Below are 25,101 nucleotides of genomic sequence, written 5' to 3' on the forward strand. Positions count from 1 at the left end.
GGTCAACCGGTAGAGGATCAGCAGAGTGTGAATCTTACCGAAGCCAGTCCGACCCGACTACAGTGGCACCATAGACATATTCGCTATTTTCCTCAAAGGAGTACCTCGAAAGTGAATGCGCATAAAACCGCCGTCATCGTTCTAGCTGCAGGCGCTGGAACTCGAATGAAGTCCAAGCTACAAAAAACGTTGCATACGATTGGCGGGCGCAGCTTACTCAGTCACTCCCTCCACGCCGCTGCTGGAATCGACCCAGATTATATTGTTGCCGTCATTGGCCACTGTCGCGACCAGGTCGGCCCCGCCATTGATGCAATCGGTATCGATGTCGTCCAGGCTATTCAGGAGGAGCAAAAAGGCACCGGGCATGCAGTGCAGTGTGGTTTAGATGCCTTAGATGAGCTGGTGAGCGCAAGTGACATTAGCGCCTTCCAGGGCACCATTGTCGTGACCAATGCCGACGTGCCTCTCCTACGGCCAGAGACGCTCAACGCTCTGGTCAGCGCCCATAATCAGGCTCCTACCGCGGTCACAGTTCTTACCATTGAACAACCCGACCCGACTGGCTACGGCCGGATCGTACGCGATGGCGATGGCAATATCACTGCAATCGTGGAGCAAAAGGACGCCGATCCACATACGCTTGCCATTACTGAGGTGAACTCGGGAGTATTTGCTTTTGATGCTCGTTTGCTTCGTCATGCTCTCAGCAAACTTACAACCCATAACGCCCAGGGCGAACTGTATCTCACTGACGTCTTATCCATTGCTCGATCGCAAGGGTATCCTGTACGCGCCCATCGTGCGGCAGATCCTCAGGAGCTAGTAGGTGTTAATGATCGCGGCCAATTAGCTTATGCAGGCAAGGTATTAAACCGCCGCCTCCTAGCTGCCGCAATGCAGGGTGGGGCAACAATCATTGATCCAGAAACGACGTGGATCGATGTCGACGTGCAATTGGGCCAAGATATAACGATCTATCCTGGGACCCAGCTCCTGGGAAATACTCGAATAGCCGATGATGCGGTGATCGGCCCTGATACCACTGTGCGCGATATGATTATTGGTGAAGGCGCGCACGTGATTCGCACCCACGCCATGGGCTCGGAGATCGGACCTAAAGCCTCAGTGGGGCCTTTCACCTATATTCGCCCTGGCACCTATCTCGGCGCAGGTGGCAAACTGGGCGGCTTCGTGGAAGCAAAAAACGCCACAATCGGACGTGGTTCGAAAGTTCCTCACCTCAGCTATATCGGTGATGCCACAATCGGTGAAGAATCTAATATCGGAGCTTCCTCTGTTTTTGTCAACTACGACGGCGTCAATAAGCATCACACCACGGTGGGTTCACATGTGCGCACTGGTTCGGACACCATGTTCGTTGCTCCAGTAACCGTGGGCGATGGCGCCTATTCTGGAGCGGGTACGGTCATTCGCGAGGATGTTCCAGCAGGTGCTCTGGTGGTATCGGGAGGCCGACAGCGCACTATTGAAGGCTGGGTAGAAACTCATCGCCCAGGAACCCCATCAGCCAAGGCAGCTCGGCGGGCACGAGAATCCTCATAATCTCGCGTCAAGCTAAGAAAAGAAGTACTCTAAAAGACGGTAGTGCCAGATTAACCCATAGTTGACACTCACCCACTTTCCTCATCTAATTACTCACCTTAAAGGAAGGTTAGTTCTCGAATGACCGCCACCAAGTGGAGCGAAACCAAGAAGAACCTCATGGTCTTTTCGGGGCGCGCACATCCGCAGCTGGGCGAAGCTGTCGCCCGCGAGTTAGGTATCGAACTCACCCCCATGACCGCCCGCGACTTCGCCAACGGTGAGATCTTCGTTCGTTTCGAAGAATCAGTTCGTGGTTCGGATGCTTTTGTTATCCAGGCCCACAATCAACCACTGAATAAGTGGCTCATGGAGCAGCTCATTATGATCGACGCCCTCAAGCGTGGATCAGCCAAACGCATTACGGCAATTGTGCCCTTTTATCCTTATGCCCGGCAGGATAAGAAGCACCGCGGCCGTGAGCCCATTTCGGCCCGTCTCATCGCTGACCTCCTCAAGACCGCTGGTGCCGACCGCATCGTTTCGGTGGATCTACACACCGATCAGATCCAAGGTTTCTTCGACGGTCCGGTCGATCATATGCATGCAATGCCTATTCTCACGGACTATATCAAGTCGAAATACTCCCTTGAGAATATCGTGGTGGTCTCTCCCGACGCTGGTCGAGTGAAAGTCGCTGAAAAGTGGGCTAACACCCTTGGTGGAGCACCTTTGGCCTTCGTTCATAAGACCCGCTCGACTGAGGTGGCCAATGAGGTTGTATCTAACCGGGTGGTTGGCGAAGTTGCTGGACGGACCGCGGTACTACTGGACGATATGATTGACACTGGTGGAACAATCGCTGGAGCCGTAGGCGTTTTGCGCGATGCCGGCGCTAAAGACGTTATTATAGCCTGCACGCACGGCGTATTCTCTGGCCCGGCTCGCGAACGGCTATCGAAGTGCGGTGCTCGAGAGGTCATTACCACCGACACGCTGCCGCAAAATCATCAAGATTGGGACAATCTCACGGTTTTATCTATTGCCCCACTGCTGGCACGTACCATCAATGAAATTTTCGAGAATGGCTCGGTTACCGACCTCTTCGAGGGCGAGGCTTAGCCACGCCGATATTTAGACTGGCCACGAGCGTTGATGCTCGTGGCCAGTTCTGTTGAGAGAGTATATTTTCTATGTTAAGATTTCCTAGTCTCGGCGAGGGCGAGCTCGAGGATTCTTCTTTGAGTGCGCCGTTATCGACGCGATAGATATCTTCATATTGCCATAGTGTGGCCTTGCGAAGACTCGACGATGACAATTTTCTGTTTCTATCGAGACCGCAGGGCCTTTGTTTTGCCCTGGGTCGCATTTAGTACTTGAAGGAGTACACCATGGCACAAGATACTTTGGTTCTTAGCGCTACCCCTCGCCAGGAGTTCGGCAAGGGTGTTGCTCGCCGTCTGCGCGCTGCAGGCCGCGTTCCCGGCGTTATTTATGGCCAGACCCTGGATAACCCCGTTCACTTCTCCGCTGATCTTCTCGAGATCCACGCAGTTTTGCGTAACTACGGCTCCAACGCCGTTTTCGAGCTCGATATCGAGGGCGACAGCCACATGGTCATGATTAAGCACGTCGACCAAAACGTGTTGACCTTCAACGCCGATCATATCGATCTGCTCGCTATTAAGCGCGGCGAGAAGGTAGAGGTTGAAGTACCTGTGGTATTCGAGGGCGAGACCGAGCCTGGTACTCAGTTGGTTCAGGATATCGATACCATCCTGGTCGAAGCCGATGTATTCTCTATTCCGGAAGAGATCATCCACAATATCGAAGGCCTCAATGCCGACGATAAGGTTTTGGCTTCGGATATCGAGTTGCCTGCTAAGACCACCTTGATCCTCGATCCAGAAACCGTTATCGCTTCCGTTTCCTACGAGGAGCTCAACGAGGAAGAGGTTGACGAGGACGCTGAAGAAGCGGCTGAGGCATCCGAGGGTGACGCTGAGGAAGCCGAGTCTGAAGAATAATCAACACTTAAAATGCTGGGGTCCCCTCCTCGAGGGGACCCTGGCATTTTGCTTATCAAGGATCGATGATGACTTTTCTGATTTTTGGATTAGGTAATCCAGGCCCCAGTTATGCCAAAACACGCCACAATATTGGGCGCATGGCTCTTGATGAACTGCTCGAACGTACCGGGGAAACCCTTAAACAACATACTCGGACTCGCACTCAGGTAGCGGAAACTCATATCGCTTCCCACCGGGTTATCTTGTCACAGGGGCGGTCATATATGAATGAATCAGGAATACCTGTCCGAGCGCTCGCGGACTTTTATAAGATTGATCCCTCTAGAATGCTGATACTCTTCGACGACCTTGAGTTGGAGTTCGGCCATACTGCACTCCGGCATCACGGTGGCGATCACGGACATAAAGGTCTGCGCTCAATAACGCGGAGTGCAGGTAAGGATTATATTCGCTGTGCCCTGGGTATAGGACGGCCACCCGGCCGAATGGATGTCTCCAGTTTTGTACTCAAACCCTTTTCTAAAAAAGAGCAGGAATCTCTGCCGGTAATATGTGCCGATATGGCCGACGAGATCGAACGCTATATCGCTACCACTTCCTAGCTTTTACCAGAGCGGCTTTCAGTGCGTTATCGTCGAGCTTTAGTGCCCCCGCTCGCCGCAAACGGTGCATGACCGTGGGGCACTTTTTGCACCGCGGATGCGAGCGGCAGCACTTTTTCTTAGGAGATCCCTTGGCTATGCTGTCACGCAGTTCGCGCGTGGAGGTGGGTGAGGATACCGCTGAGGGATGAATGTCGGACTCAGCTAGAGCTTGGGCAAAGGCGTCGTCGATGATCTTCCGCGCTCTCAGTTGCGTTGTCACCTTAGGCTGATAGCTGCTTAAGCGCGAGGAAGAAGAACTCATAGTACTACGAAGATAGCACAGCCTAAGCTGGCTAGGAAGTTCTCAGCTCTCGAACAGTTCTTGAATAATCTTGCGCGCTCGCTTGCGTTTAATATGATCCAGATCGGCGCCGACGAGGCAATAAGCGAACTCCTTAGTTTCTGCTATCCCCTTGACGGTTGCGGTCATAAAAGCTAATTCGGGATAGCTAAAGGGAAGGTCTGCATTATTTTCGCTCCAGGAACTCGGGATCCCCCTGGCATAGCGTCCACTGAAGGCGCGAGAAACTACTGTAGACGAAGAGTTTTTGATGAGCTTACGGTTGAACTTTGAGGTGCCCGCTTCCTTGGACCGCAAAAAGATAGAGCCGGAACACACTGCATGGACTTGTTTGATCTCAAGCATCGCCTCTACTTGACGGGCGGTTCGTACTCCGCCTGCTGCAATAAGCGGGGTTTCGGTGTGTTCAGAGACTTCTTGGACTAAGAGGTAGGTGGGGATTTGATTGGGTTCAATTTTTGGATCGAAACTGAGGCGATGCCCTCCGGCATCATAACCTTGAACTATGAGGGCATCTGCGCCGGCTTTTTCGGCTATGTGGGCTTCTTGCGCATTAGTTACACTCACCCAGGCCTCTATCCCTTGAGTGTGCAGCTTCTTAATTTCCTTAGAGCTAAAACAACCGAAACTGGAAGAAACGACCGTAGGTTTTAATTCGAGAACCGATTGAAATTTTTTGCTAAATCCGAAGCTGTAATCAGCCGAAGGCACCATATAGGGGTGCTTGAGATTCTCGTCGCTTACAGCACGGTCAAGCTTTTCGTAGACCTCGAAGATATCCTGCTTTTTGGGTTTCTTCAGTTGAGGGTAGTAAAGGTTGACCCCATAAGGAACATGAACAGCATCCATTTCTTGAATAAGATGTTTTGGTTTCGAGGTGCCACCCGCGAGGAATCCGAAGCCGCCGGCCTCACCAACGGCATTGACGAGATCAGGGGTCGATGGTCCGCCAGCCATGGGAGCCGCGATGATCGGGTACCTCAGCGACTTCAAGACGCTCATGTGCACCATCCTTGAGAATATGAGACTATTTGTCTATGTTTTGGCAGAAATGTGCATCTTTCTTTTCCTCACCCTATATACCCCTCCAATCCGCTGAGTGGCTGATCATCGGTCTGGGAAATCCCGGAGAACAATACACCAAGACCCGCCATAACGTCGGCTATAGGGCTCTAGATATATTACTGAAAGAAAGCGGCCGCACACTGTCTCCTGTCAAAGGAATGCCAGTGTTACTAGCATTTGCCGAGATTGATAATAGCCCGTGCGTTCTCGCCCGTTCAACTGAGTTCATGAACAACTCAGGCAAGAGTGTGGCAGCAGTTGCAGAGACGCTCAATATTGCCGCGGATCATATTATTGTTATCCACGATGAACTGGATCTTCCCGAGTTTAAAGTGCGCCTAAAGTTGGGCGGTAATGAGAATGGTCACAATGGGCTGAAATCGATCACAGCCCATCTTGGTACCCGCGATTACCTCCGCATTCGGATGGGAATTTCCCGCCCTCAGAAGGGTACTAATATTGCCAATTATGTCCTTTCCGATATACCTGAAAGTACGGAGCTCTCAGCCAGCATAAATACTGCAGCCCGCGCCGCGGAGCTGATAGTCACATCGGGCTTAGCACGGGCTCAAAATCAGATTCACTAATTGATAAACCGAGCGACGCCGAAAGCGGCGAAGCCCATAATGAGACTCATCATCCCGATACCTAGTGCAACCCCCTCGCCCATTCGCGAATTTTCGCGGGCGTTCGTAGCCTCAACCTGCGCTTGAGCAGGCACCGGTTGCAAGCTCGCATTGGGAACGGAAGGGGGTGGAGAGGAGGCTACCGGGGGAGCGCTTAAGGCGGGACTAAAGGGCGACTGCTGGATCGGTGTTGTTTGTCGCCTAACAATCACAGGCAGCTGTGAGGAGGCGCTTCGCGGTTGCACAGGAACGAACGTTTCCGCTGGTGCCTGTAGAGACTCTGGTGCCTGTAGAGATTGGGGACTCTCGGACTCTGTGCTTTTTTGGCGCGGTTCTAGGTTGTCTAAAGACTTGCCAAGCTTAACAACCTCGGAGTCGAGTTTTTTAAACTCACGGACCAGCACCCTGGGCAATTGACCAATGGAGCTGGCCGTACGAGATTGTCTGGGGCCACAGTTGGCGTCGTTCTGAGGTTGGTACACCTGCTGCTCGATGAATTGATAGTCCTGAGCGGTTATCAGGTCATCGATTGTCTCCTCACCCACCACAAAGTTCACCGTATAATCCGAGGCAATCACCGGATTATGGGCAAAATTGCCACCAAAGGCGAATTTGGTTGTATAGATCCCTGGCTGTGTAAATATAATGCCGCTATGAACGTGGGCGTGAGCTGGGAAATCCCACACCTTTGATGCGTCGGCGGAATCGAGCAATACATCCGCTTGGGAAAAGAGAGAATTCTGTTGCTTCCAAAATACTACGCGTCCGTCTTCCGGGCTTTCGAGGAGATCCATGCTCAGAGGTAGCGACGTCGCACCACCAAGCTGCTCACTGGTTATACCCAGAGTGGAAAAACCGACCCAGGGCACGTGGGTGCCGCAGGTGGTTATTTGCACCTCAGGAAGATTCCAGATCTCATCCTCACCGTTTGGCGTTATCCCTGCGCGGTCAGGGCCGAGATCTGGTTCCAGTCGTGCAGATGTCAGGCGAGCATCGTCCCCGACGAGAATAAAAACGGTTTCGCTTTCCCGCATCGGCGAAAGCCCACGGGAGTCGAAGGATCCATCATCACGCATGAGAAAGTTGATGCGTTGATCCTCACCGAGGAAAAGGTGCATATCTTGGTGATTTTCGCGCACCAAGTAGCGTTGGATACCACTACTTTCCTCCGCGGCAACTACCGCTGGTGGAAAAGCAACAGTTGCCATCCCCAACGGCATAAAGGCCAAGCTGACACTTAAGGCAAGGGCGTATTTTCTCATGATTTTTTGCGTCCTATCAGCCCCTGCGTGGGACTAAAGATCCAAGCGAAAAGGAAAATGGAAGTTAGTACCAACACGATGGTAGCACCGGTAGGCAGATCAATTGCCCAAGAAAGGTATACCCCCGCGATAGCTCCGATGACCCCAACCAGAGCCGCTATGAGCATCGTCATCTTCAGGTTATCGCTCAGCAGACGGGCCGTGGCGGCGGGGGTTATCAAAAGAGCTAGAACTAAAATATTACCGATGGTGCGCACACTCATCACCACCGCAGCTGTGACTGCCATATAGATAACCAGGTCAAGGAAGAATACCGGTAAATTCATAGCGCGTGCGGTCTCACGGTCCAAAGCTACCGCAGTTAATTGGGGAAGAAGTAAAAAGACTGCGGCGATTATAAGCGTGCCAGCGATGGCGGCAAAACCAATATCGGCGTCTGATACCCCAGTGATGGAGCCGAAAAGAAAGTTATTCAAGCTAGCTGTATACCCCTCGGTTCGCGAGATGACAACGAGGCCAAGGGCGAACGCTGCAGCGAAGAAGATTCCTATAACCGCATCCTCTCGAATTCGACGTCGCTGAGAAAAGACAGCTATGAGCAGAGCAACCGACGCTCCCGCTACCGCACCCCCGGCGAGCACTGATACCTGTAATGCAAAAGCAATGGCCAGTCCGGGAAAAACTGCGTGGGCCACAGCATCACCGATAAAGGACATACCGCGCAGAACCACGAAGGTGCCGATAATAGCGCACACGATTGCTGATATCACCGAGATCAGCAAAGCGCGGGGCAAAAATGCTAGAGAGGGGTTTGCGAGATCGTGGAGGAAGTCGACAAAGGAAATATCAATCATTGTATATGGGCTCCTACCAGGGTGAGCAGCGGCGAGGTCTCCCCCACTTGAAAAGTATCCATCCACACGTGCGGGTCACTCAGCTCTCGAGGGCTTCCATCTGCACGGATTGCTCCTCGAAAGAGCACCAGACGAGAACAGGAGTTAAGTGCCTCCCCAAGATCATGGGTGCACATGACAATAGAGATTCCTTGCTGGGCTAATTCCACAAAGAGTTGCGTCAACCCCTCCGCGGTGGGCATATCGAGGCCAGTAAAAGGTTCATCGAGAAGTAATAATCGCGGATGAGTAGACAGTGCCCGGGCAACAAGCACGCGTTGCCGCTGACCGCCGGAGAGTTGGCCAATCGGGCGGTCTGCGAGTCCGTCGAGGCCTACTCGCTTGAGTGCCTGGTCACACGCTGCTCGGTCGGCGGCACGTTTTTTTATGAGGACTCCATTGATCCCAATGCGGCCATTGATCACGCAATCGCGAATACTGATGGGGAAATCCCACGCAAATTCGTGGCGTTGTGGCACATACCCGGTGAGCTGCCGCATCTTTTTTAGTTGCGTTTCCCCGGCTATGCTAACCGTGCCTGTAGACGGCACCAGTCCTAGAATGGCCCGCAAAAGGGTCGTTTTGCCGGCCCCGTTGGGCCCCAGCAATCCCAGAAATTCTCCTTGATTGACGCTGAGATCCACGCCTTGAAAGATTCGCCGACCTGAGAGGTGAACTCCCAGATTGCGGGCGCGCAAAATTTCCACTAGTTCTGCTCAGCTCCTCTCTTATTAGAGCCAAGGACGAGTCGTACTACTGCAATAATGCTCACGATAACGAGAAGCGCCACGAGTGCGATGATCGACCACAGCACCCACTGGCTTTCGCCCTCGGCGCTTGACGCGGGGCCAGGCGTGACAGTGTCGTCATCGTCAGCAAGGAATTCTCCATCCCATGTGACTGCCTGGGCTGCGGGGAGGTCGGCCTCTTCACCGACGGCGAAAACCAGAGTCTTAATCGACTCGTGAGTGCTGCCATCATTAAACTCAGTGCTGAACTTTAGTGCTACCTGCTGGATTCCAGGCTCAGTGAATACCCAGTTTGCATGCGTGTGGGTATTGAGATCGATCCAAATTTTTTGGGCTTTCTGCTGCGCGGAGTTAAAGAGTACTTGCGGCGCTTCGAAGCCACCATTTTGTAAGAAGAGGGTAAATTCTCCAGGACCCTCGTGCCCGAGGAAAGTCATATTCATGCCGCGCGTTGCTTTATCAACGAAAAGAGGCGATTGGGTAGACCACCCTAACCACGGCACTCCTACTTCCTCCACCTGCGGGGCGACCCATACCTTTGCGCCAGGTTTAGCACCGATAAAAGCAAATTCTTCAGTGTCGGGAATTTGCTGAACAGCTTTATTATCCAAAACGAAGATCATATCGTCGACGCTGCGCCACACGGGAGGCACCTGCCTGTCATCGCGAATGAGTACATCGAATCCCGATCCATCAGTTTTCACCAGCGGAGCGATATCAGCATGCCCACCGAAGAACTCGGTGAGTTCGCCTTCGGGTGCAATCGGCTCATCCGCGCTAATAACTTGGTTCAGATCGCCGGCAGTGCTGATACTTGGGGTGATGCACAGACCCAGGCATAGTGATGCGGTCAGTGCAGCAACCTTCTCTTTGAACATATTTTCTCCTTAAATTACTTTTAAGTGCGCTTATTTTTGCTATCCCAGACACCGACGGAGTTCTTCGACATTGCTCCGCATGAGGTCAATATAGTTCGTCGCGGTGGAGTCAAGGGTATCGCCACGTATAGTGCACACAGCGATATCCAAGGTGGCAGCGGTTTCGGTCAGTACACCTGAGCGGCCAGCTAGTTTTGGTTCCAGGAAAACCGCTGGCACCTGTAAATTCTCCAATGTGCGCGTTAAGGCGATCACATCTCGGGGGCTCGCTTCAACGGCTGGGTTAGGGGTCACGAAGCCCGCGATATTGAGATCATAGTCGTGGCCTAAATATCCGTAGGCGTCGTGCGTGGTTACTAAATGGCGTCGGTGTGGCGAAATTGTACTCAAAGAAGCCCTCATCCATTGGTCTAACTCCTGGAGTGAGTCCACATATCGGTCAGCGTTGTCTCGGTAGATATCTCGTCCACCCGGGTCTATAGCTGTTAATTCGTCTTGGATTACGCGAACCATGGCAATGGCATTGGCGACACTGTGCCAGACATGGGGGTCAACCTCCCCGTGGACGTGCTTACCCAAGACCGCTTGTGGCAGTAGATAAGTTTCTTCGCCGGCGGTTCCTAGGAAACGGAAGGTTGGGTCACCAGGAATTTGTTGCAAAACGGATGATGGGACAGCCACGACCGAACGCTCGGGGTCGTAATCATAATCTGTTTGAATCCCTTCCGGGGCATCACCGCGAATGGTCATTCGGGCTTGATCCAGGTCAGCGGTGAGGTCCATATGTCCGTGATCTAGAACCACCGGATGAGCTATACCCGGAGTGCTGTGGGGATCAACCCCCACGGCGAAAGTCACCGTTGAGGTGTCAACTGGAATGGAAGACTCAGCGGTGTTGAGGGTGGCAGAAAAATTCAGCCGGTAGTATCCCGGCTTTGAAAACGCCCAGGACACATGGGTGTGGGCGTCGACAGGTAAAGTAGCTTGATCGGCGGCGTCGATTCCATCGCGGGTATTAAATAGGATCTCTGGAGTGCCGAAGGTACTAGTGATATAGGCTGCTGCGTGACCTGGACCTTCAGCCGCTGAGAGGGCAATATCTACGCCGGAATTGCGGCTCGCACCGAGAGCTTGCCCCTGGCCACCAATGCGCATCCCGAACCACACCGTATCAAGGGCAATATTTTCAACCAGGGGAAGCAATTCCCCGCCATGTCGTGGCGCTTGCTCGGCGAGCTCTACGAAAGGCACGCCCACACGTTTGACGTGCTGAGCCGTGGTCAGGAGAGAGTGCTGTTCGAGGAGGAGCCCATTGGCAAAAACGATATCAGCGTTGGCTATATTGCGAATATTGCGCAAACCCGGCTCATAATTGTGAGGATCGGCGCCGAGGGGCATCAGGGAGATAACCCGAGCACGATCACCTGCGACTTGAGAAACCAGATCCGCGATAATAGGTGTGGTTGATACGGCATCAACGGTCGAGTCGTTAGTGGTGGGTACTTGAGCATTATCAGACGCACACCCAGTGATCATCAGGGAGCCTGCTATTGCTACCAGTATTGTATGAACAAGGTTCCGCGAAAATCTTGTCATTTCGGTGCTACCGCCGATCGTGCACGTGACCTCATCATTGCATTGATCAATACGGTGCTGCCGGCACCCAATACGAAAAGACCGAGGCCGAAAATGACGAACGGGAGTACCCCGATGATTTTTTCTGCCAAGGATTTGCTCTCTGCGGCGTTCTGGTGTTGGACCTCGCCGAAATAATCTGGAATATTTCCAGTCTCCCCTGGTGCACCATTGGATACGTCACTTGGTATCGCTGGCGCTTGGGGCACGGGCGCGATTGCTTGCGCTTGAGAGATCCCCGGATCGCACTGCCCGCCTGCGGGGTTGATCACACTTCCTATGTCAAAATGCCCCGACTGATCACCATGACCTACATTGAAGACAAGAGTACCTGTACCTTGTGCTTGCTCCCCCGTAGTCAAGGTCACTGATTGCCGGATCGACACATAGTAGGTACCAGGGGCTCCAAATACCCAGTTGGGATGGACATGGGAATTGCGCGGAATTTCGTGTACCCCAGACGCCTGGTTATTCGCTCCTCTAAACCATTCTTCCCCCACCACGGTGCCGAGTGATCCCTGGCTGTAGACCACCATGGGGCCAGGACCGCGGAAGCCTACAAGTTCCCACACCACGGATCCTTGAGTATGCTCCAGCATGGTGGGATGTTGGTTATTCGAACCCACCCATGGGACATGGGGCTCCTGGGTGGATCCGATCATCCAAACTTTTCCTCGCGGTACGGGGCCTATACTAAGAGGTAGATCTTTAATAGCCGCTGACCCCAAGTGAAACTGCAGGTCATTGAAATTCACCCAGCGAGCTGGAGAGGTGGTGTCATCTTTAATCTGCGGAATCACCGTGGGTTCGCACGTCCCGGGTTGAGGTACGTGAGCCTGCGGCGCTAAAGGTGCAGGCACCGATTGGATTTGGGGGCGTGCTGGCTGAGGTCGGGATTGCTGCTGTATAGGGGCACTTTGGTTGCGCGAGGGTGATGGAGTGCGGCTGTTGTCTTGATGGGTAAGATCTGAGCTATCGTCCTGCGAGCGCCCGAGGGCAGCGGTGTCCCCCACTTTCCACGTATAGAGAGCGCGGTTTGAACTGACCCCGTTGCCGCTGGCCACGACTTCGAATTGGTAACTGCCTGCTTGGGTGAATGCCCAATTGACGTGGCGATGCGCTGGGTAGCGTTGGTCAACAGTACTACCTGAGGTGAGCTCGAAGCCGCCGTCACTGGTCACAGCAGCTAGTTCCCCGCCGATGCGATCTTCGAAGAGATAGACCGACCCTGGGCCCGAAACTGATTCGAAGGTAAGAGTTATCTCAGAAAACCCACCGGTCCGCACTCCCAGGGTGTCCCATCCAGGCCATAGAATTCCGGGCTGCTGTGATTGTGGGAGAAAATAACTGGCTTGTCCGATTTCCGACACCCGTGCTGTTTCTTGAGAATAAGCATTCTCGCCGACAATCAGGGTGATGTCTTCTGCTCGTCTGATCACCCCAGTGCCAGTGATGTCTTCTTTTACCGCCAAATCAAGTCCACCGTCTTGAGCTCGAACAGTGAAAAGATCCACGTGCCCGCTGCTCAATTCAATTCCCTGAGCTTGGGCTGGGGCGGTTATGAGAATAACCGAAATAAGGATGCTGCCTAGTAGTGCAGCTAATCGGCGCGTAGCAATCTGAGACATGAGACCTTCACAAAATTGAGAAACGAAAAAATCGCAGGGTGCGGGAATCCCGACACTCACGTAGAGTGTCGGGATCTTAACGATGGTGCCCTCTTAGAAGCGCGGAAGTAATCCTCCGTTGAGAGCCGCTGCAATCAGCCCACCGAGAGCAGCGATAATAGCTATCACAATTCCTACAATGGCCCCAACGCTAAGGCCGCTCTTTTCAGTAGGTTGCGAAGGGGCGGGAGAGTCAGGTTCGGCTGGACGTTGTGTCGTACTAGGCGCACTCGGTGCCTCAGGCTTTAACGGCGATTCTACGACCTCCCAGGTGTATGTAGCCTGGTTGGAGATGAGCTGACCCTGCTGAGCCGACACTTTCATGGTGTAGGTTCCAGGCTCGGTGAAGATCCAATGAACGTGGCTATGGGCTGGTTGAGTGATCAGATGAGAACCGGTCTCCAGCTTGAGCTGCCCACCGTTGAGTACCGGGCGAACATTTAAAAGTCCATCACCATTTGTTCCATCGGTTTTAAAAATATAGATCGAACCAGGACCACTGACTTCGAGAAAGTTGAAGTCGACAGGTAGCTTCTTGTTTTTCAAAGGGGCGTCCCAGCCAGGCCACAGTGTTTCTTGCCGTTGAGATTGTGGCAGATACGCGGCATTGGCTCCAACGGGATTAGTGGAAAACTTCTCAAATTTTTTGGCCTCTATCCAGGCTTTTTCGTTGACTTTAAAAACAACCTCATCGGCCTCACGGATAACACCGACGCCGGTCACGTCTTCTTTGACGTTGAGCTTGAGTTGATCCTTGTCCTGTTGGAGGTGCAGGAAGTCAACATGGCCTCGATCGAGAACGAGGGTCTCTGCATGAGCTACAGACATGGTAGACGTTCCCACGATGGCAGCGGTGCCCAGGGCGACGACGTGTTGGCGTAACATATTTTCTCCTTGTGAAAATGCTTCAAAAGCTTGGTGCCCAGTTCATTCCAGTTGAACCGAGGTGGGCATGACCCTAAGGGGTGCGACATGGCACCCCTTAGGGCAGTGGTGCCTCGCGCAATTTAACGATGCAGTATCGATCGAAGGAAATCGATGAGCCATTGCATCTGCAAGATTGCCAGAGCTGTGAGGGCAATCGTGGAGATGGCTGAAACAATTGGTATCCAGACTGGGGTGGGCTCCTGCTTTGGATCTTCAGGCTTTGGATCTTCAGGCTGCGGATCCTCTGGTTGCTGATCCCCAGGCTGCGTGTCCTCAGGGCTTTGTTCATCGTGAGATTGCTGGCTCAAAACTTTACAGGCTTCGTCGGCATTATGTCCCACCACAAAGGTCATTTCTTCGGGCTCAGAGGAAATGTTCGTGCCGTTGTTAAGTTCGCCCGTAAAATAGCTCTTGAGCGTGTATACGCCAGCTTTGCTAAACGCCCAGTTCATGTGCACGTGGGAAGCCGTGCTGATTTTTTCCTCGTAGTCTTTGGTCACTGAGTTGATCATGACCAAGGTGTTATCGCTGAGGGTGGCATCACGGTAGAGCCCAAACTGTGCTCCTTGAGGCAGTTTCGTGGGCTCTAGGTGCCACGTAATCCCATCGGAGAAGTCCTCCATATCGAGCTTCATGGTGTTGTAGCCAGGCCACAGAATACTGGTTTTATTGCCTAAGCTCTCGGGAAGGAGGTAGAACTTCTCACCCTGATCGAGGTACTGGGCATCGATGAAGTCGAGTCCCTGGTTATCAAACCGTTGCGTGCGTACCACGGAGGCGGCGGGCGACACAACATTGATTACTGATTCGATGTCACGCTTGATGAAGTCGTCGGTCTCGATCCCCGTCTCGTCGTAGATCATGGCGCTCAGCTTCTCGCCTTCCCGATCCACCACCAAGTCGGTGTGCCCGCGGTCGAGCAGAATCTTGTCTTCACACCGATGAATTACCCGGGGTACTTCTGGGGTTTCAGCGGGAGCGTCGATAAGCGGTGTGGACACCATGGGAGGAGTAGCAATGGTTATCGAATCGCTTTCCAGATCTATTGGTGCTGTGGCAGTTACGTCGACAGCACTAACCGCAACTGCTGGGTGGGGGATGATCTTGATATGCGGCTGGCGATCTTGAAGATCACTATCGCTAAGAACAAGGGTGCCTACACCGTTTTCAACGAAGAAGGAGTATTCATCGCCGCCCTCACCAGCGCGGAACTTGACTACGCCGCGCGCCCTGGGGTCGCTTGCGGTGAGCGTAACGCGATAGTGATCGTCTTCAATAGGAGTAATGGCAATTGCCCAGGTGATATCTTCACGTGGCTCAAAATTGTTGAGATCAAGGTCTACAACGTCGTTGGCAACCGGAGCTAGAACTTTTTCATCAAACGATGATTCTTCGGTTTCAACGCCTCCCACCGTCGCGGGGATGACCTGGAATTCCTCATCGACCTCGCGGCTTAAGATAGGCGAGATCCAGCGTTGCCCAGCGTCCCCCTCGGGGACGAAAATAGCTTGAAGTTTGGAGGCTTCAGGCCCCATGAGCTCATTCCAGCTCGCCACACCGTCTACCACGTCTAGATCAGTGAGATGGTAGCCATCGATAAGCACAGTCAGGGTACCGCGCACCGAATCGTCTTTGGCGTCGAAACGAATGGTGTCGAGCTTGTCATCGCCGGCGCTACTCTCGGCATTGAGCTCGGTCGGGGCAATGCTCAGTGTATAAGCCGGGGAATGCGTTTGGGCAGGTGCGTTGGAGTAGCGGTCCTTCAGGCTGGCGCTCGCAGTATCCTTAGGAGCTTCGCCGCCTACTTGTACCACTAGCGTGCTGAGCTTGGAGGAGAGCAGCTCCTTGTCAGTTTGGCGCGCTACGGTTCGGTAGGTGAGCTCATAGCGTCCAGGCTTGGTGAAAAGGGTGTAGTTATGGGTGTGCTCTCCGAAATCGAGCTTGCTCGAGCGAGGGCTCTGAGCGCTTGACCCGAGCAGTTGATTGAGACCAGCTGGGTAGTCCTCGTAGTAGTTAAACAGTTCCACGCGGCCTGGGCCTTTGACGCTCACGAGGTCGAGCATGGCCATTTGATTGAGGTACTGGTTGATTTTGAAGCTTTCATCTGACCCATAACCCCACCAAATCGGTGTTGCTGAACTGCGGATATTCGCTGGACTCGCGTAGTAGGTCGCTTCCCGCTTAAGTCCCATATGATCGAATAAATCATTATCAGGGGTGGTGAACTGATAGGTGGGTACATATCCACGGAATCCGCGCTCCCAGCCTTTACCGATCCAGATGACCGACTCGTCAAATTCGGCTGTCTTTCCGTCGGAGTATTCGGTGCGCAATTGGATAGATCCCGTTGCTTCATCGTAGAAGGTCTTTGGGGAATCGACATGGTGGCGCGTAATCACACGCTTGCCATCATCGGGGCTGGCAGTTGCTGTTGAGGGCACTATGAGCGCTGCACCGAGCATGGATAGCGAGGTTAGCGACGCTAAGAGCCTCTGAGCGGAAGGACGAAGGGACATGGGAGCCTTTCCATCAAGGGGTTCTTATTGAAAATAATGAAAACGAGTACCAATAGGCATCAGAATCCAAGAATAAACGAATAAGACTTTCAAACCAACTAAGCCACGCCCTATGTAATCAACACCACTCTGCTCATACGGAGAAAGAAAGGAGAGCACCTAGTTTGTACTATCCTTAAAAATCATGAGTTCAACCCACACCGCCACAGAAGCCGCCCGCCGTCGCACCTTTGCAGTCATCGCCCACCCCGATGCCGGTAAATCAACACTTACAGAAGCTCTCGCGCTTCACGCACACATCATTAACGAAGCCGGAGCCGTGCACGGTAAAGCAGGACGTAAGGCAACTGTTTCTGACTGGATGGAGATGGAAAAAGACCGCGGGATCTCGATCGCGTCATCGGCTCTGCAATTTGAATATGCGCCGGCGGGTCATGAGGGCGAGCCTTATATGATCAATCTCGTCGATACCCCAGGGCATGCCGACTTCTCCGAGGACACATATCGCGTCCTCACCGCGGTCGACGCAGCCGTGATGCTTATTGACGCTGCCAAAGGCCTCGAGCCGCAAACCCTCAAGCTTTTCAAGGTATGTAAAGCTCGTGGTCTCCCCATTATCACGGTGATCAATAAATGGGACCGCCCAGGCCGCAGCCCTCTGGAACTCGTCGATGAAATCGTTCAAGAGATCGGGCTACAACCCACTCCGCTTTATTGGCCCGTGGGAGAAGCAGGCGATTTTCGCGGACTCGCTCGCATCAATGATGAGGGTGAAGCAGAAAACTATATCCACTTTGTGCGAACCGCAGGCGGATCCACCATTGCCCCAGAGGAGCACTACGAGCCCGATGCCGCCCATACCCGTGAGGGCGCGGCATGGGACAATGCCACCGAAGAGGTAGAACTCCTCGCTGCTGATGGAGCCGTGCACGATCAAGAACTCTTTTTATCCTGCATGACTTCCCCTCTTATTTTTGCCTCCGCGATGTTGAATTTTGGTGTACACCAAATTCTCGATACCTTATGCACCCTCGCCCCCGCCCCCCAGGGAAGAGGCTCAGATGAGAAAGTATTAGCCGCCGCCACCGGCACCTTCGACGGTTTTCGCGAAGTAGGGTCGGAATTTTCTGGCGTAATCTTTAAGGTACAAGCCGGCATGGATAAAAATCACCGCGATTCACTAGCATTTATGCGAATCGTTTCAGGTGAATTCGAGCGCGGAATGCAGGTCACCCACGCTCAATCGGGGCGCAGCTTCTCCACAAAATACGCGCTCACTGTTTTCGGTCGCACCCGATCCACAGTGGAAAGCGCATTTCCTGGCGATATCGTAGGTATGGTCAATGCCGGTTCCCTCGCACCAGGCGATACCATCTACGCAGGACGAAAAGTGCAATTCCCACCCATGCCGCAATTCGCCCCCGAACATTTCCGCACCCTTCGCGCGAAGAGCTTGGGCAAATACAAGCAATTCCGCAAAGCGCTAGACCAACTCGCAGCCGAGGGGGTAGTGCAGATTTTGCGGAATGACGCCCGTGGCGATGCCGCCCCCGTCATGGCGGCGGTAGGTCCCATGCAGTTCGAAGTCATGATGGCTCGAATGGAGAATGAATACAACGTAGAAACCCAAGCTGACCCTATCCCCTACTCCGTAGCACGGCGCACCACCGAAGAGACCGCCCCAGAATTAGCCAAACAGCGCGGAGTTGAGATTTTCACGCGCACCGATGGCGAGCTCGTCGCTCTCTTTGGGGATAAGTGGAAACTTGCCTTTATCGAAAAAGAGCACCCCGAGTTTGAACTCTTCCCCATGGTCGCAGATTAGGTTAAGAACTTCCGACACCTCAACTGTCGCCGCAGCCCACGAGGCTCTCGAGATCTCACCATTTTCAAACGCCTCTCGTGGGGAATAGGTGAATCCTGATCACCGGACTGTAAAGCTATATTCGAAGAGTTCAAACTGATACCTAGGGGCATATGCGATCATATAGCGTGAGCCTTGGCCTACTGAGTGCAATGAAGTTCAGTATCTAGCGGCTGGCAGGGCCCCATAAACAACAGCCGGGCACCACTAACCGTTTCCTATATTGATTATGTGAGGCAGGCATCCAGTGATGCGTGCTGAGTCGGGCCACTTTTGCTCCTGAGCATTACGTCACTGTGCTAGCTTTACGCGATCTACTATCCCCTGAGCACCCCTCGACTCCTAGCAATAGTGCTGAACACGAGATGATACTAAGTGTCGAGGGCAAAAGCTCTCAATCCCGAGAATAGGAAATCCGCACCTTCGTGACAAAGGTGCGGATTAAACCACTGCTAGTTGAGGAAATACTCAACGACAAAAACCTGGCCTCTGCGCGCCGATGTAGCTACCCCAAATCCTCGCCCATCTGGATAATAGTTTGGGGAGTTTTTCAGCCACTTCGCCCGCTCGCGAGCTTGTTGCGGGGTATAGCGGTAAATATTTCCGGTGCCTTCACGCAGATGACTGCCGCCGCGTCCAGCATTGCCGTGGAATACCACTCGTCCGCGTGCAGCCTCATCAGCCCAAGCAGCAGCTATGCTATACGCCCGTTGATCAGGGGTATGCCCCATCTTTGCAAGGTGCTTTTCTGTGGCAGATTGCAAAGCAGCCCGCTCGTGAGTAGTGCGAGCGAGGGTGTCATCAGGACGCAACTCAGCAGGAACTGGGATCCTCAACTGATCGGCCACGTCGAGCAATTCCTTGGGCAGCACAAATTCGGAGCTTCCGCCTATCGCTGCTAAGTCTGAGCTACTCGGTGCAGGCTGGGCAGCTGCCTGAGGAGCTAATCCCATGACACAAGCAAGAGAGGTGGCGAGAGCGATATGGCGAATCTTCTTCATAGCTCTATGGTGGCATAGTTCCGCATATTTTTACATCCCCGCGCCCGAAATTTACCGAACCGTTATGAGATGAACTCTGTGCTACCAACCACTTAAAGATGAAAGCTGCCCATAAGGATCAGAGCGATTCCAACAGTATAACCGGCAATCTGCGAAGCCAAACGCGGTCGTCCACGCATTGCCTGGAACAGGACCGCTGCACGCGAGGTCGGCCGAGATCGGATAGACACCATCATGAGAGCCGATAACGTCGGTAGTGACAGAGCAATACTGGCGTAAACAATCATTCCCAGATAACGGGTCATCCAAGAAAAATCGCCGGCGCTTAAGACTGCAATACCCGCAAAAAAAGGAACCGATGTAACAGATTGGGCGAGCCCAATAAATAGTCCCATAATTAGGGTACGAAAGCTGGGGGTATGCAAAGGTGGCAGGAACTTTGCGACCATCGCCTGGGAGTCCCCTCCGCGAGCCGTCATCACAATACTTAATATGCCCACAAAGATAAGCAACCAACCAAATATGGGCGAAGAAACCGCTTTCCGTACGACATCGCCTAATTGGTCAAAAATAAACATCGTACTTAATGCAAGTAAAAAAACTCCCAACCAGTCACCAACAATGAGGACCCCCACCACGTGGCGATAACGGGAGCGCTCAGGCAGCATAATCCCCAATGCAACCACAATGCCGATGAGGAGGACGTTAAGCGAATCGAGGAATGCATAGGTTACAGCATGAAGCATTAAATACTGCCTTTATTTTTTGTGGGCTTCCTTTTGGTGTCCCTGACAGTCTAACGGGCATCCCTATTTTACGAGAGCTCCTCCAATAGAAAATGGGTTAGCAAGCTCGCATTTGATAGGCTGATAGCAATCTTTGTTGACTCTTCTGAAGGATTTCCGATATGAAAATTATTCCCCTCATTTGCGGGCTCGCCACCATAACCGCCCTTGCTGCCTGCGCTTCCGACGAAGACCACACAACAGCCGATTCAGGCACCAGCGTTGGCAGCGATGGTATTACCGTAGCCAAGCTCTACGACTATGTCCTCCCCTTGGGTGCAACGGAGATCGAGGATAAAACTGCCGCAGAGGGAACTTACTTCTGGGATGCCTACTACCCCGAGATGTCCACGGAAGCGCTCGCGACTTATATTTATTCCAACCCACCGCGCAAAGAGCTGGATATGACCCTTGTCTACGACCAACCGCTCAACGACGAATCCGAGACCCACGAGTGGTGCTGGCATACTCCCGCCAATGGCGAGGGAGTTTTTGAAAAAGTCATGATCTTCAACGTGTCTACTTACGAGGGTAAAACGCTCTTCTCAGCAGCTGCTGGAAGCGACACCATTGGTTGCGTTCAGCCCACAGGTTCCTAAAAGTCCTCTACGCTAAGATAAATAGCGGTATGTCCAGATTACAAGCTAGGTAACGCTGGTTACCTAGCTTGAAGTAATTCACCCTAGAGGAACCTCATTGTCTACCCACCTGCAACCACCTCGAACCCTCGATGACGTACGTTCAGATGGTTATTTCTCTGCTCTGCGCCGCGATTATGCCCTGCGGACCTGCTTGGGTACGTCCCCTAAGGTTGCTTATATGCGCACTGAATCCGGCTATGCGATTGACCTTATTGGGGCTGACCGGGCATTGAAGCTTAAGGGCCGAATTATCGGCTCACTCAACGCTGATCGGACTCATATTACATGGCTGGTTCCCCACCCCGATTTCGATTTTCTCTTCGCTCCCGCTTCAGATGAGCTCATCCAGGCGGCCCGGACGATTTTTGGACCAGGTTTGCTCTATCTAGCACCGCAGGATGACGGGACAACGGATCTCGTGCTAGCCGAAGATGCCGACTGGGGCGGTTTCTTGCCATCTATCGATGAAACACTCGCCCTTGGTTTGCGCTCCCTGCCACATTCCATAGATCTACAGCGAGCGCTGCTGTCTTTCGCGGCCTTCGAAAATATCAGGATTCGCGCCGACGATGATGTGATTGTCTTCGAAAACGGATCGCGCGTCAATCTAAGCTCGGGAACTTTAGAGTCGACGAACTCACTCAGCATCGCCGACGTTGTGGCAGATTCCTTCTACTTCAGTGTGGAACATCAACTCTTCTTCCACGGCGCATTTCCCCAGGCCAGAGTAACCTATGACGAGCAAACCCATCAGGCTCAGGTCAAGTTTCGCGGCAATTCCATTAATGCCCACGGGATCGTAGCTGGCTTCCTCAGTGGGGATACCTTCAGCTTCGCCCACTCCAGCGAAGCTGAGCTGCTACCGGTACGAGCCTTCGCGACAAAATACGCTATTCCTGAACTACTCCAACCTACTTCTATTGCTCGTGCCCAGGAACTAGGTCTTGTCCATGCTGTGAAGCGCATTGTAGGTCACTGGACTCACGTCTTTATTCCCGTGAATGAGTGCACCACTGCTCTCGTGCTTATCGACGCTCCCGCCTTCCATTTACCTCCCTATACTCCGGAGGCTGCGGCGGCCGCTCGATCCACACGTCTCCCGAGCGGCGTCGATAAGCAACGAGCAGAATTCGCCTACCGTCAACTACGACAATTCTAGTGCAGCTTTAATCGCATCCTTGTCCACATTATCGATGTGAGCAGGAGAGAACGAAGCATCGCGAGTTTTGTCCACGAGCACTGCTCGGACCCCCTCGGCAAAATCTGGGTGCTGGCGCTGATAGGCCCCCAGCCTCTCTTCTAAACGAAGTTCTTCCTCTATAGTGCTGGCTTCTTGGCTGCGAGTTAAGAGCTCGAGGGCGGCAATCATGGAGGTAGGACTTGCCACCTTGGTGAGGGTATCGAAACGCTCAGCGAGCTCGGGATAGGCAGTAAGTCGTCGTTCGATATCGGGCCATTCGGCCGCCGAAAAGACCTCCTCGATGGCCTCCGCAAATCTCGCAAGCTCCGATTCACCCTTCACTGGTCGAGCATAGCGATCAAGCGCTTGATCAATACCGTGGGCAATGATCGCAGAGCGCACACCTTCCATATCTGCGTGTTCGACATAATGGGTGGCAAAACCTGACCATAGAAGATCAGCTGGCCCCAGATGCCAGCCGCTGAGGAGCATAAATCGCGCGAGGGCTGGCGATGCGAAGCCTCGCTGCCCCACCATTCGTTGTGCCATATAGGCAACACCCACATCTGGGATGAACCCGATCGCCATTTCGGGCATCGCCGCAAGAGCATTTTCACTTATGATGCGGTGACTACCATGCACCGAAATACCCAAGCCGCCGCCCATGGCTACACCATCAATCAGCGCGATATACGGTTTAGTGCAGTGATGAATCTGAGCGTTCATGGCGTATTCAGCACGGAAAAATTCGTCGGCGCGCTCGGGATCGCCAGCAATAATATACTCTCGGGCGAGGCGCACATCACCGCCGGCGCAGAAAGCTTTGGAATTAGAATAAATCAGTATTTGGTCAATATCGGGATCGGCTTCCCAGATGCTCATATGCTTCGAGATAATAGTGACCATCTCGAGATTCAGAGAGTTAAGAGCCTGGGGGCGGTTAAGCTCGACAATACCGGTGCGATTTTCAACATAGGCACGAATCACGCTATCTGTCATAGGCTAAGTGTGACATATTAAAATGTGCTCCGCTAGCTAGCATCTTGTAAGGTAGCGTGGGCATTGCATGAACTTATCGAGAAAGGCACGCCGAGATAATGGGTAATCAGGATCCGCAGTACAAACTAGTCGTATGCGATATGGACGGCACGTTATTAGATAGCGAACACCATATACCTGAGGGGTTTTGGGCTCTTCTTGATCGACTAACTTCGCAGTCCGTCGCCTTCGCTCCAGCCTCAGGCCGTCAGCTGTATACGCTGCTTAATCAGTTCGAGCAGGCATCCTACCCGGTTTCGGTCATCGCCGAGAATGGCACAATGGTCTACCACGAGGGTGAGATCATCTCAACGACAACGATCGCCCCTGAGGATGCCCACCGCATTATTGACATTGTTGACGCTCACCCAGAGATCGATTGGGGCCTTGCCCTGTGCCGCACAGATGGGGCATTTGTTTCACGCACCGACGAGGACTTCCTAGCTGAAGGTACCCGGTACTACGCCCGCCTCACCCATATCGAAGACCTTCATCAGGCAGTCAACGATGATGTTGTAAAGCTTGCCCTCTACAGCTTCGAGGACGTTGAAGATCGCGCCCATGACCTTTTTTCCGCGCTTCCTGATCACCTCGCTGTTGCAGTCTCCGGCAAGCATTGGATTGATGTCATGAATAAGTCTGCTAATAAAGGCAAAGCTTTGCGCGAGCTTGCAGACGCTATGGGCATCGATATATCCCAAACTTTAGCTTTTGGAGATTATCTCAACGACTACGAACTTATCGAGGCCGCTGGGACCTCCTATGTCATGGACAACGGTCATCAAAAATTGAAGGATATTGCCGACCATATAGCCCCTCCCAATAGCGAGCACGGAGTGCTCACTGTTTTAGACGAGCTATTTCCAGATTCCGATAAATAGGTTTTGCTAGTTATATGAGCAGCTAGCGCGGCCAGGTTTCATGTTATTCCTCCAAGCGTTTGGCTACATCTGGAACATAACGGAACTCTTCCCGCGGAGGGCGCTGATAGTCATACGACGATTCAGGCCTCTCGGGTATCTCCGGTAATTCCTGTTTAATATGCTCATACGGGACAGCCGAGAGAATATGGTTGATCACATTGATCCGGGAGCGCTTCTTATCCTCACTCTCAACCGTGTACCACGGTGCTACCACAATATCGGTGTGGATAAACATCTCATCTTTAGCGCGGGAATAGTCCTCCCAACGTGTAATAGATTTGAGGTCAATAGGCGAGAGTTTCCATCGGCGCAGTGGATCGTTACGGCGGGACTTAAAGCGCTCAATTTGTTCTTCATTCGATACCGAGAACCAGTATTTGAGCAAAATGATGCCATCTTCCGTTAACAGGCGCTCAAATATTGGCGCTTGATGGAGAAATTTCCGGTATTCCTCGGTTGTACAAAATCCCATGACGCGCTCGACGCCCGCCCGGTTGTACCAGGATCGGTCAAAAATAACGATTTCGCCGGCGGTGGGGAGTTTCTCCACATAGCGCTGAAAATACCACTGTCCCTGTTCTCTCGAGTTGGGAGCAGGAAGCGCTTCAATCCTGCACGAACGTGGGTTGAGATATTGGGTGATGCGCTTAATTGCCGACCCCTTGCCTGCGGCGTCGCGGCCCTCCATAATAATGACCACGCGGGCCCCTGTAGCTACCACCCACTGCTGCATCTCCACGAGCTCGGCTTGTAGCCGCTTCAGCTCTGCTTGGTAGGTCTTCTTATTCAGTTTCCGCGGTTTTTTCTCTTCTTTGTTGGACATACCTCCAATTTACCCGCTTCGGCGTGTTTACGTCGCTATACGTGCAGTTGCTGATCTCAAATAAGATGCCGAATAAAGTCTTAAAACGAAGGCTAATGTCAACGAGGT

Annotated in this window: 23 protein-coding genes; 9 read left to right on the forward strand and 14 right to left on the reverse strand. The window is 52.9% G+C overall.

What is annotated here, in order from left to right; genetic code table 11:
- Window positions 1-111 precede the first annotated feature (111 nt).
- From glmU to pth (NXT01_RS05060), 4 genes are all read left to right on the forward strand, one after another.
- On the forward strand, window positions 112-1,566 hold the full coding sequence (gene glmU / locus NXT01_RS05045) for a bifunctional UDP-N-acetylglucosamine diphosphorylase/glucosamine-1-phosphate N-acetyltransferase GlmU (RefSeq protein WP_259078246.1): 1,455 nt from the start codon (window positions 112-114) through the stop codon (window positions 1,564-1,566).
- Window positions 1,567-1,686: 120 nt separating this feature from the next.
- Complete coding sequence (locus NXT01_RS05050) at window positions 1,687-2,667, forward strand: ribose-phosphate diphosphokinase (RefSeq protein ID WP_259078248.1); 981 nt, start codon at window positions 1,687-1,689, stop codon at window positions 2,665-2,667.
- Between the two features lie 269 nt (window positions 2,668-2,936).
- A complete protein-coding gene (locus tag NXT01_RS05055; RefSeq protein WP_259078249.1) occupies window positions 2,937-3,572 on the forward strand; it encodes a 50S ribosomal protein L25/general stress protein Ctc in 636 nt (211 codons plus the stop codon).
- Window positions 3,573-3,637: 65 nt separating this feature from the next.
- Entirely contained in the window at window positions 3,638-4,177 is a 540-nt protein-coding gene (pth, locus tag NXT01_RS05060; RefSeq protein WP_396124740.1) for an aminoacyl-tRNA hydrolase, read from the forward strand.
- Here the strand turns inward: pth (NXT01_RS05060) and NXT01_RS05065 are convergent.
- Complete coding sequence (locus NXT01_RS05065; RefSeq protein WP_259078461.1) at window positions 4,164-4,481, reverse strand: hypothetical protein; 318 nt, start codon at window positions 4,479-4,481, stop codon at window positions 4,164-4,166. The genes pth (NXT01_RS05060) and NXT01_RS05065 overlap by 14 nt on opposite strands.
- A 42-nt stretch (window positions 4,482-4,523) precedes the next feature.
- Window positions 4,524-5,522 carry a nitronate monooxygenase gene (locus tag NXT01_RS05070; RefSeq protein ID WP_259078251.1) on the reverse strand — a complete coding sequence of 333 codons (999 nt, stop codon included), beginning with the start codon at window positions 5,520-5,522 and terminating at the stop codon, window positions 4,524-4,526.
- A gap of 35 nt (window positions 5,523-5,557) precedes the next feature.
- On the opposite strand from NXT01_RS05070, the gene pth (NXT01_RS05075) reads away from it, so the two are divergent.
- Window positions 5,558-6,172 carry an aminoacyl-tRNA hydrolase gene (gene pth, locus NXT01_RS05075; RefSeq protein ID WP_259078253.1) on the forward strand — a complete coding sequence of 205 codons (615 nt, stop codon included), beginning with the start codon at window positions 5,558-5,560 and terminating at the stop codon, window positions 6,170-6,172.
- Here the strand turns inward: pth (NXT01_RS05075) and NXT01_RS05080 are convergent.
- The 8 genes from NXT01_RS05080 to NXT01_RS05115 form a co-directional block, all read right to left on the reverse strand.
- Window positions 6,169-7,473: a choice-of-anchor M domain-containing protein gene (locus NXT01_RS05080; protein ID WP_259078259.1), complete on the reverse strand. Its 1,305-nt coding sequence runs from the start codon at window positions 7,471-7,473 to the stop codon at window positions 6,169-6,171. The genes pth (NXT01_RS05075) and NXT01_RS05080 overlap by 4 nt on opposite strands.
- Entirely contained in the window at window positions 7,470-8,327 is an 858-nt protein-coding gene (locus NXT01_RS05085; RefSeq protein ID WP_259078262.1) for an anchored repeat-type ABC transporter permease subunit, read from the reverse strand. The genes NXT01_RS05080 and NXT01_RS05085 overlap by 4 nt, the downstream gene beginning before the upstream one ends.
- On the reverse strand, window positions 8,324-9,073 hold the full coding sequence (locus tag NXT01_RS05090; RefSeq protein WP_259078263.1) for an anchored repeat-type ABC transporter ATP-binding subunit: 750 nt from the start codon (window positions 9,071-9,073) through the stop codon (window positions 8,324-8,326). The genes NXT01_RS05085 and NXT01_RS05090 overlap by 4 nt, the downstream gene beginning before the upstream one ends.
- On the reverse strand, window positions 9,073-9,993 hold the full coding sequence (locus tag NXT01_RS05095) for a choice-of-anchor M domain-containing protein (RefSeq protein WP_259078265.1): 921 nt from the start codon (window positions 9,991-9,993) through the stop codon (window positions 9,073-9,075). The genes NXT01_RS05090 and NXT01_RS05095 overlap by 1 nt, the downstream gene beginning before the upstream one ends.
- Before the next feature lie 39 nt (window positions 9,994-10,032).
- Complete coding sequence (locus tag NXT01_RS05100) at window positions 10,033-11,589, reverse strand: anchored repeat ABC transporter, substrate-binding protein (protein ID WP_396124741.1); 1,557 nt, start codon at window positions 11,587-11,589, stop codon at window positions 10,033-10,035.
- A complete protein-coding gene (locus tag NXT01_RS05105; protein WP_259078269.1) occupies window positions 11,586-13,256 on the reverse strand; it encodes a choice-of-anchor M domain-containing protein in 1,671 nt (556 codons plus the stop codon). Before NXT01_RS05105 ends, NXT01_RS05100 begins: the two co-directional genes overlap by 4 nt.
- 93 nt (window positions 13,257-13,349) lie before the next feature.
- Entirely contained in the window at window positions 13,350-14,180 is an 831-nt protein-coding gene (locus NXT01_RS05110) for a choice-of-anchor M domain-containing protein (RefSeq protein ID WP_259078270.1), read from the reverse strand.
- Window positions 14,181-14,302: 122 nt separating this feature from the next.
- Window positions 14,303-16,738, reverse strand: coding sequence for a choice-of-anchor M domain-containing protein (locus NXT01_RS05115; RefSeq protein ID WP_259078272.1), 2,436 nt, complete (start codon window positions 16,736-16,738; stop codon window positions 14,303-14,305).
- 184 nt (window positions 16,739-16,922) lie between these two features.
- Between NXT01_RS05115 and NXT01_RS05120 the strand changes: the two genes are divergently transcribed.
- Entirely contained in the window at window positions 16,923-18,563 is a 1,641-nt protein-coding gene (locus NXT01_RS05120) for a peptide chain release factor 3 (RefSeq protein ID WP_259078273.1), read from the forward strand.
- Between the two features lie 491 nt (window positions 18,564-19,054).
- Here the strand turns inward: NXT01_RS05120 and NXT01_RS05125 are convergent, their stop codons facing one another.
- Window positions 19,055-19,603 (reverse strand): hypothetical protein, encoded by a 549-nt coding sequence (locus NXT01_RS05125; protein ID WP_259078274.1) that lies wholly within the window; start codon window positions 19,601-19,603, stop codon window positions 19,055-19,057.
- A gap of 92 nt (window positions 19,604-19,695) precedes the next feature.
- On the reverse strand, window positions 19,696-20,349 hold the full coding sequence (locus tag NXT01_RS05130) for a hypothetical protein (protein WP_259078276.1): 654 nt from the start codon (window positions 20,347-20,349) through the stop codon (window positions 19,696-19,698).
- A gap of 161 nt (window positions 20,350-20,510) precedes the next feature.
- Between NXT01_RS05130 and NXT01_RS05135 the strand changes: the two genes are divergently transcribed.
- Together NXT01_RS05135 and NXT01_RS05140 are read left to right on the forward strand one after the other, a co-directional pair.
- Window positions 20,511-20,987, forward strand: a complete 477-nt coding sequence (locus NXT01_RS05135; protein WP_259078277.1) for a hypothetical protein — start codon at window positions 20,511-20,513, stop codon at window positions 20,985-20,987.
- Window positions 20,988-21,084: 97 nt separating this feature from the next.
- Window positions 21,085-22,188, forward strand: coding sequence for a DUF6882 domain-containing protein (locus NXT01_RS05140; protein ID WP_259078279.1), 1,104 nt, complete (start codon window positions 21,085-21,087; stop codon window positions 22,186-22,188).
- Here NXT01_RS05140 and NXT01_RS05145 read toward each other — a convergent pair.
- Window positions 22,174-23,208, reverse strand: a complete 1,035-nt coding sequence (locus NXT01_RS05145; protein ID WP_259078280.1) for a 3-hydroxyisobutyryl-CoA hydrolase — start codon at window positions 23,206-23,208, stop codon at window positions 22,174-22,176. The two genes, NXT01_RS05140 and NXT01_RS05145, sit on opposite strands and share 15 nt — an antisense overlap.
- Window positions 23,209-23,306: 98 nt before the next feature.
- Between NXT01_RS05145 and NXT01_RS05150 the strand changes: the two genes are divergently transcribed.
- The gene (locus tag NXT01_RS05150; RefSeq protein WP_259078282.1) at window positions 23,307-24,128 is read left to right on the forward strand and encodes an HAD family hydrolase; all 822 of its coding nucleotides are present in this window, start codon (window positions 23,307-23,309) and stop codon (window positions 24,126-24,128) included.
- Window positions 24,129-24,171: 43 nt separating this feature from the next.
- Here NXT01_RS05150 and ppk2 read toward each other — a convergent pair whose 3' ends face one another.
- The gene (gene ppk2, locus NXT01_RS05155; protein ID WP_259078284.1) at window positions 24,172-24,993 is read right to left on the reverse strand and encodes a polyphosphate kinase 2; all 822 of its coding nucleotides are present in this window, start codon (window positions 24,991-24,993) and stop codon (window positions 24,172-24,174) included.
- Window positions 24,994-25,101: the final 108 nt, after the last annotated feature.

Source organism: Corynebacterium sp. ES2775-CONJ, from assembly GCF_024814515.1.
Classification (GTDB): Bacteria; Actinomycetota; Actinomycetes; order Mycobacteriales; family Mycobacteriaceae; genus Corynebacterium.

Excerpts from the sequence above, each read along its gene's own strand:
- NXT01_RS05050 (WP_259078248.1), top strand. The coding sequence starts at position 1,687 with ATGACCGCCACCAAGTGGAGCGAAACCAAGAAGAACCTCATGGTCTTT.
- NXT01_RS05055 (WP_259078249.1), top strand. The coding sequence starts at position 2,937 with ATGGCACAAGATACTTTGGTTCTTAGCGCTACCCCTCGCCAGGAGTTC.
- pth (WP_396124740.1), top strand. The coding sequence starts at position 3,638 with ATGATGACTTTTCTGATTTTTGGATTAGGTAATCCAGGCCCCAGTTAT.
- NXT01_RS05065 (WP_259078461.1), bottom strand. The coding sequence starts at position 4,481 with ATGAGTTCTTCTTCCTCGCGCTTAAGCAGCTATCAGCCTAAGGTGACA.
- NXT01_RS05070 (WP_259078251.1), bottom strand. The coding sequence starts at position 5,522 with ATGAGCGTCTTGAAGTCGCTGAGGTACCCGATCATCGCGGCTCCCATG.
- pth (WP_259078253.1), top strand. The coding sequence starts at position 5,558 with ATGTTTTGGCAGAAATGTGCATCTTTCTTTTCCTCACCCTATATACCC.
- NXT01_RS05080 (WP_259078259.1), bottom strand. The coding sequence starts at position 7,473 with ATGAGAAAATACGCCCTTGCCTTAAGTGTCAGCTTGGCCTTTATGCCG.
- NXT01_RS05085 (WP_259078262.1), bottom strand. The coding sequence starts at position 8,327 with ATGATTGATATTTCCTTTGTCGACTTCCTCCACGATCTCGCAAACCCC.
- NXT01_RS05095 (WP_259078265.1), bottom strand. The coding sequence starts at position 9,993 with ATGTTCAAAGAGAAGGTTGCTGCACTGACCGCATCACTATGCCTGGGT.
- NXT01_RS05100 (WP_396124741.1), bottom strand. The coding sequence starts at position 11,589 with ATGACAAGATTTTCGCGGAACCTTGTTCATACAATACTGGTAGCAATA.
- NXT01_RS05105 (WP_259078269.1), bottom strand. The coding sequence starts at position 13,256 with ATGTCTCAGATTGCTACGCGCCGATTAGCTGCACTACTAGGCAGCATC.
- NXT01_RS05110 (WP_259078270.1), bottom strand. The coding sequence starts at position 14,180 with ATGTTACGCCAACACGTCGTCGCCCTGGGCACCGCTGCCATCGTGGGA.
- NXT01_RS05115 (WP_259078272.1), bottom strand. The coding sequence starts at position 16,738 with ATGTCCCTTCGTCCTTCCGCTCAGAGGCTCTTAGCGTCGCTAACCTCG.
- NXT01_RS05120 (WP_259078273.1), top strand. The coding sequence starts at position 16,923 with ATGAGTTCAACCCACACCGCCACAGAAGCCGCCCGCCGTCGCACCTTT.
- NXT01_RS05125 (WP_259078274.1), bottom strand. The coding sequence starts at position 19,603 with ATGAAGAAGATTCGCCATATCGCTCTCGCCACCTCTCTTGCTTGTGTC.
- NXT01_RS05130 (WP_259078276.1), bottom strand. The coding sequence starts at position 20,349 with ATGCTTCATGCTGTAACCTATGCATTCCTCGATTCGCTTAACGTCCTC.
- NXT01_RS05135 (WP_259078277.1), top strand. The coding sequence starts at position 20,511 with ATGAAAATTATTCCCCTCATTTGCGGGCTCGCCACCATAACCGCCCTT.
- NXT01_RS05145 (WP_259078280.1), bottom strand. The coding sequence starts at position 23,208 with ATGACAGATAGCGTGATTCGTGCCTATGTTGAAAATCGCACCGGTATT.
- NXT01_RS05150 (WP_259078282.1), top strand. The coding sequence starts at position 23,307 with ATGGGTAATCAGGATCCGCAGTACAAACTAGTCGTATGCGATATGGAC.
- ppk2 (WP_259078284.1), bottom strand. The coding sequence starts at position 24,993 with ATGTCCAACAAAGAAGAGAAAAAACCGCGGAAACTGAATAAGAAGACC.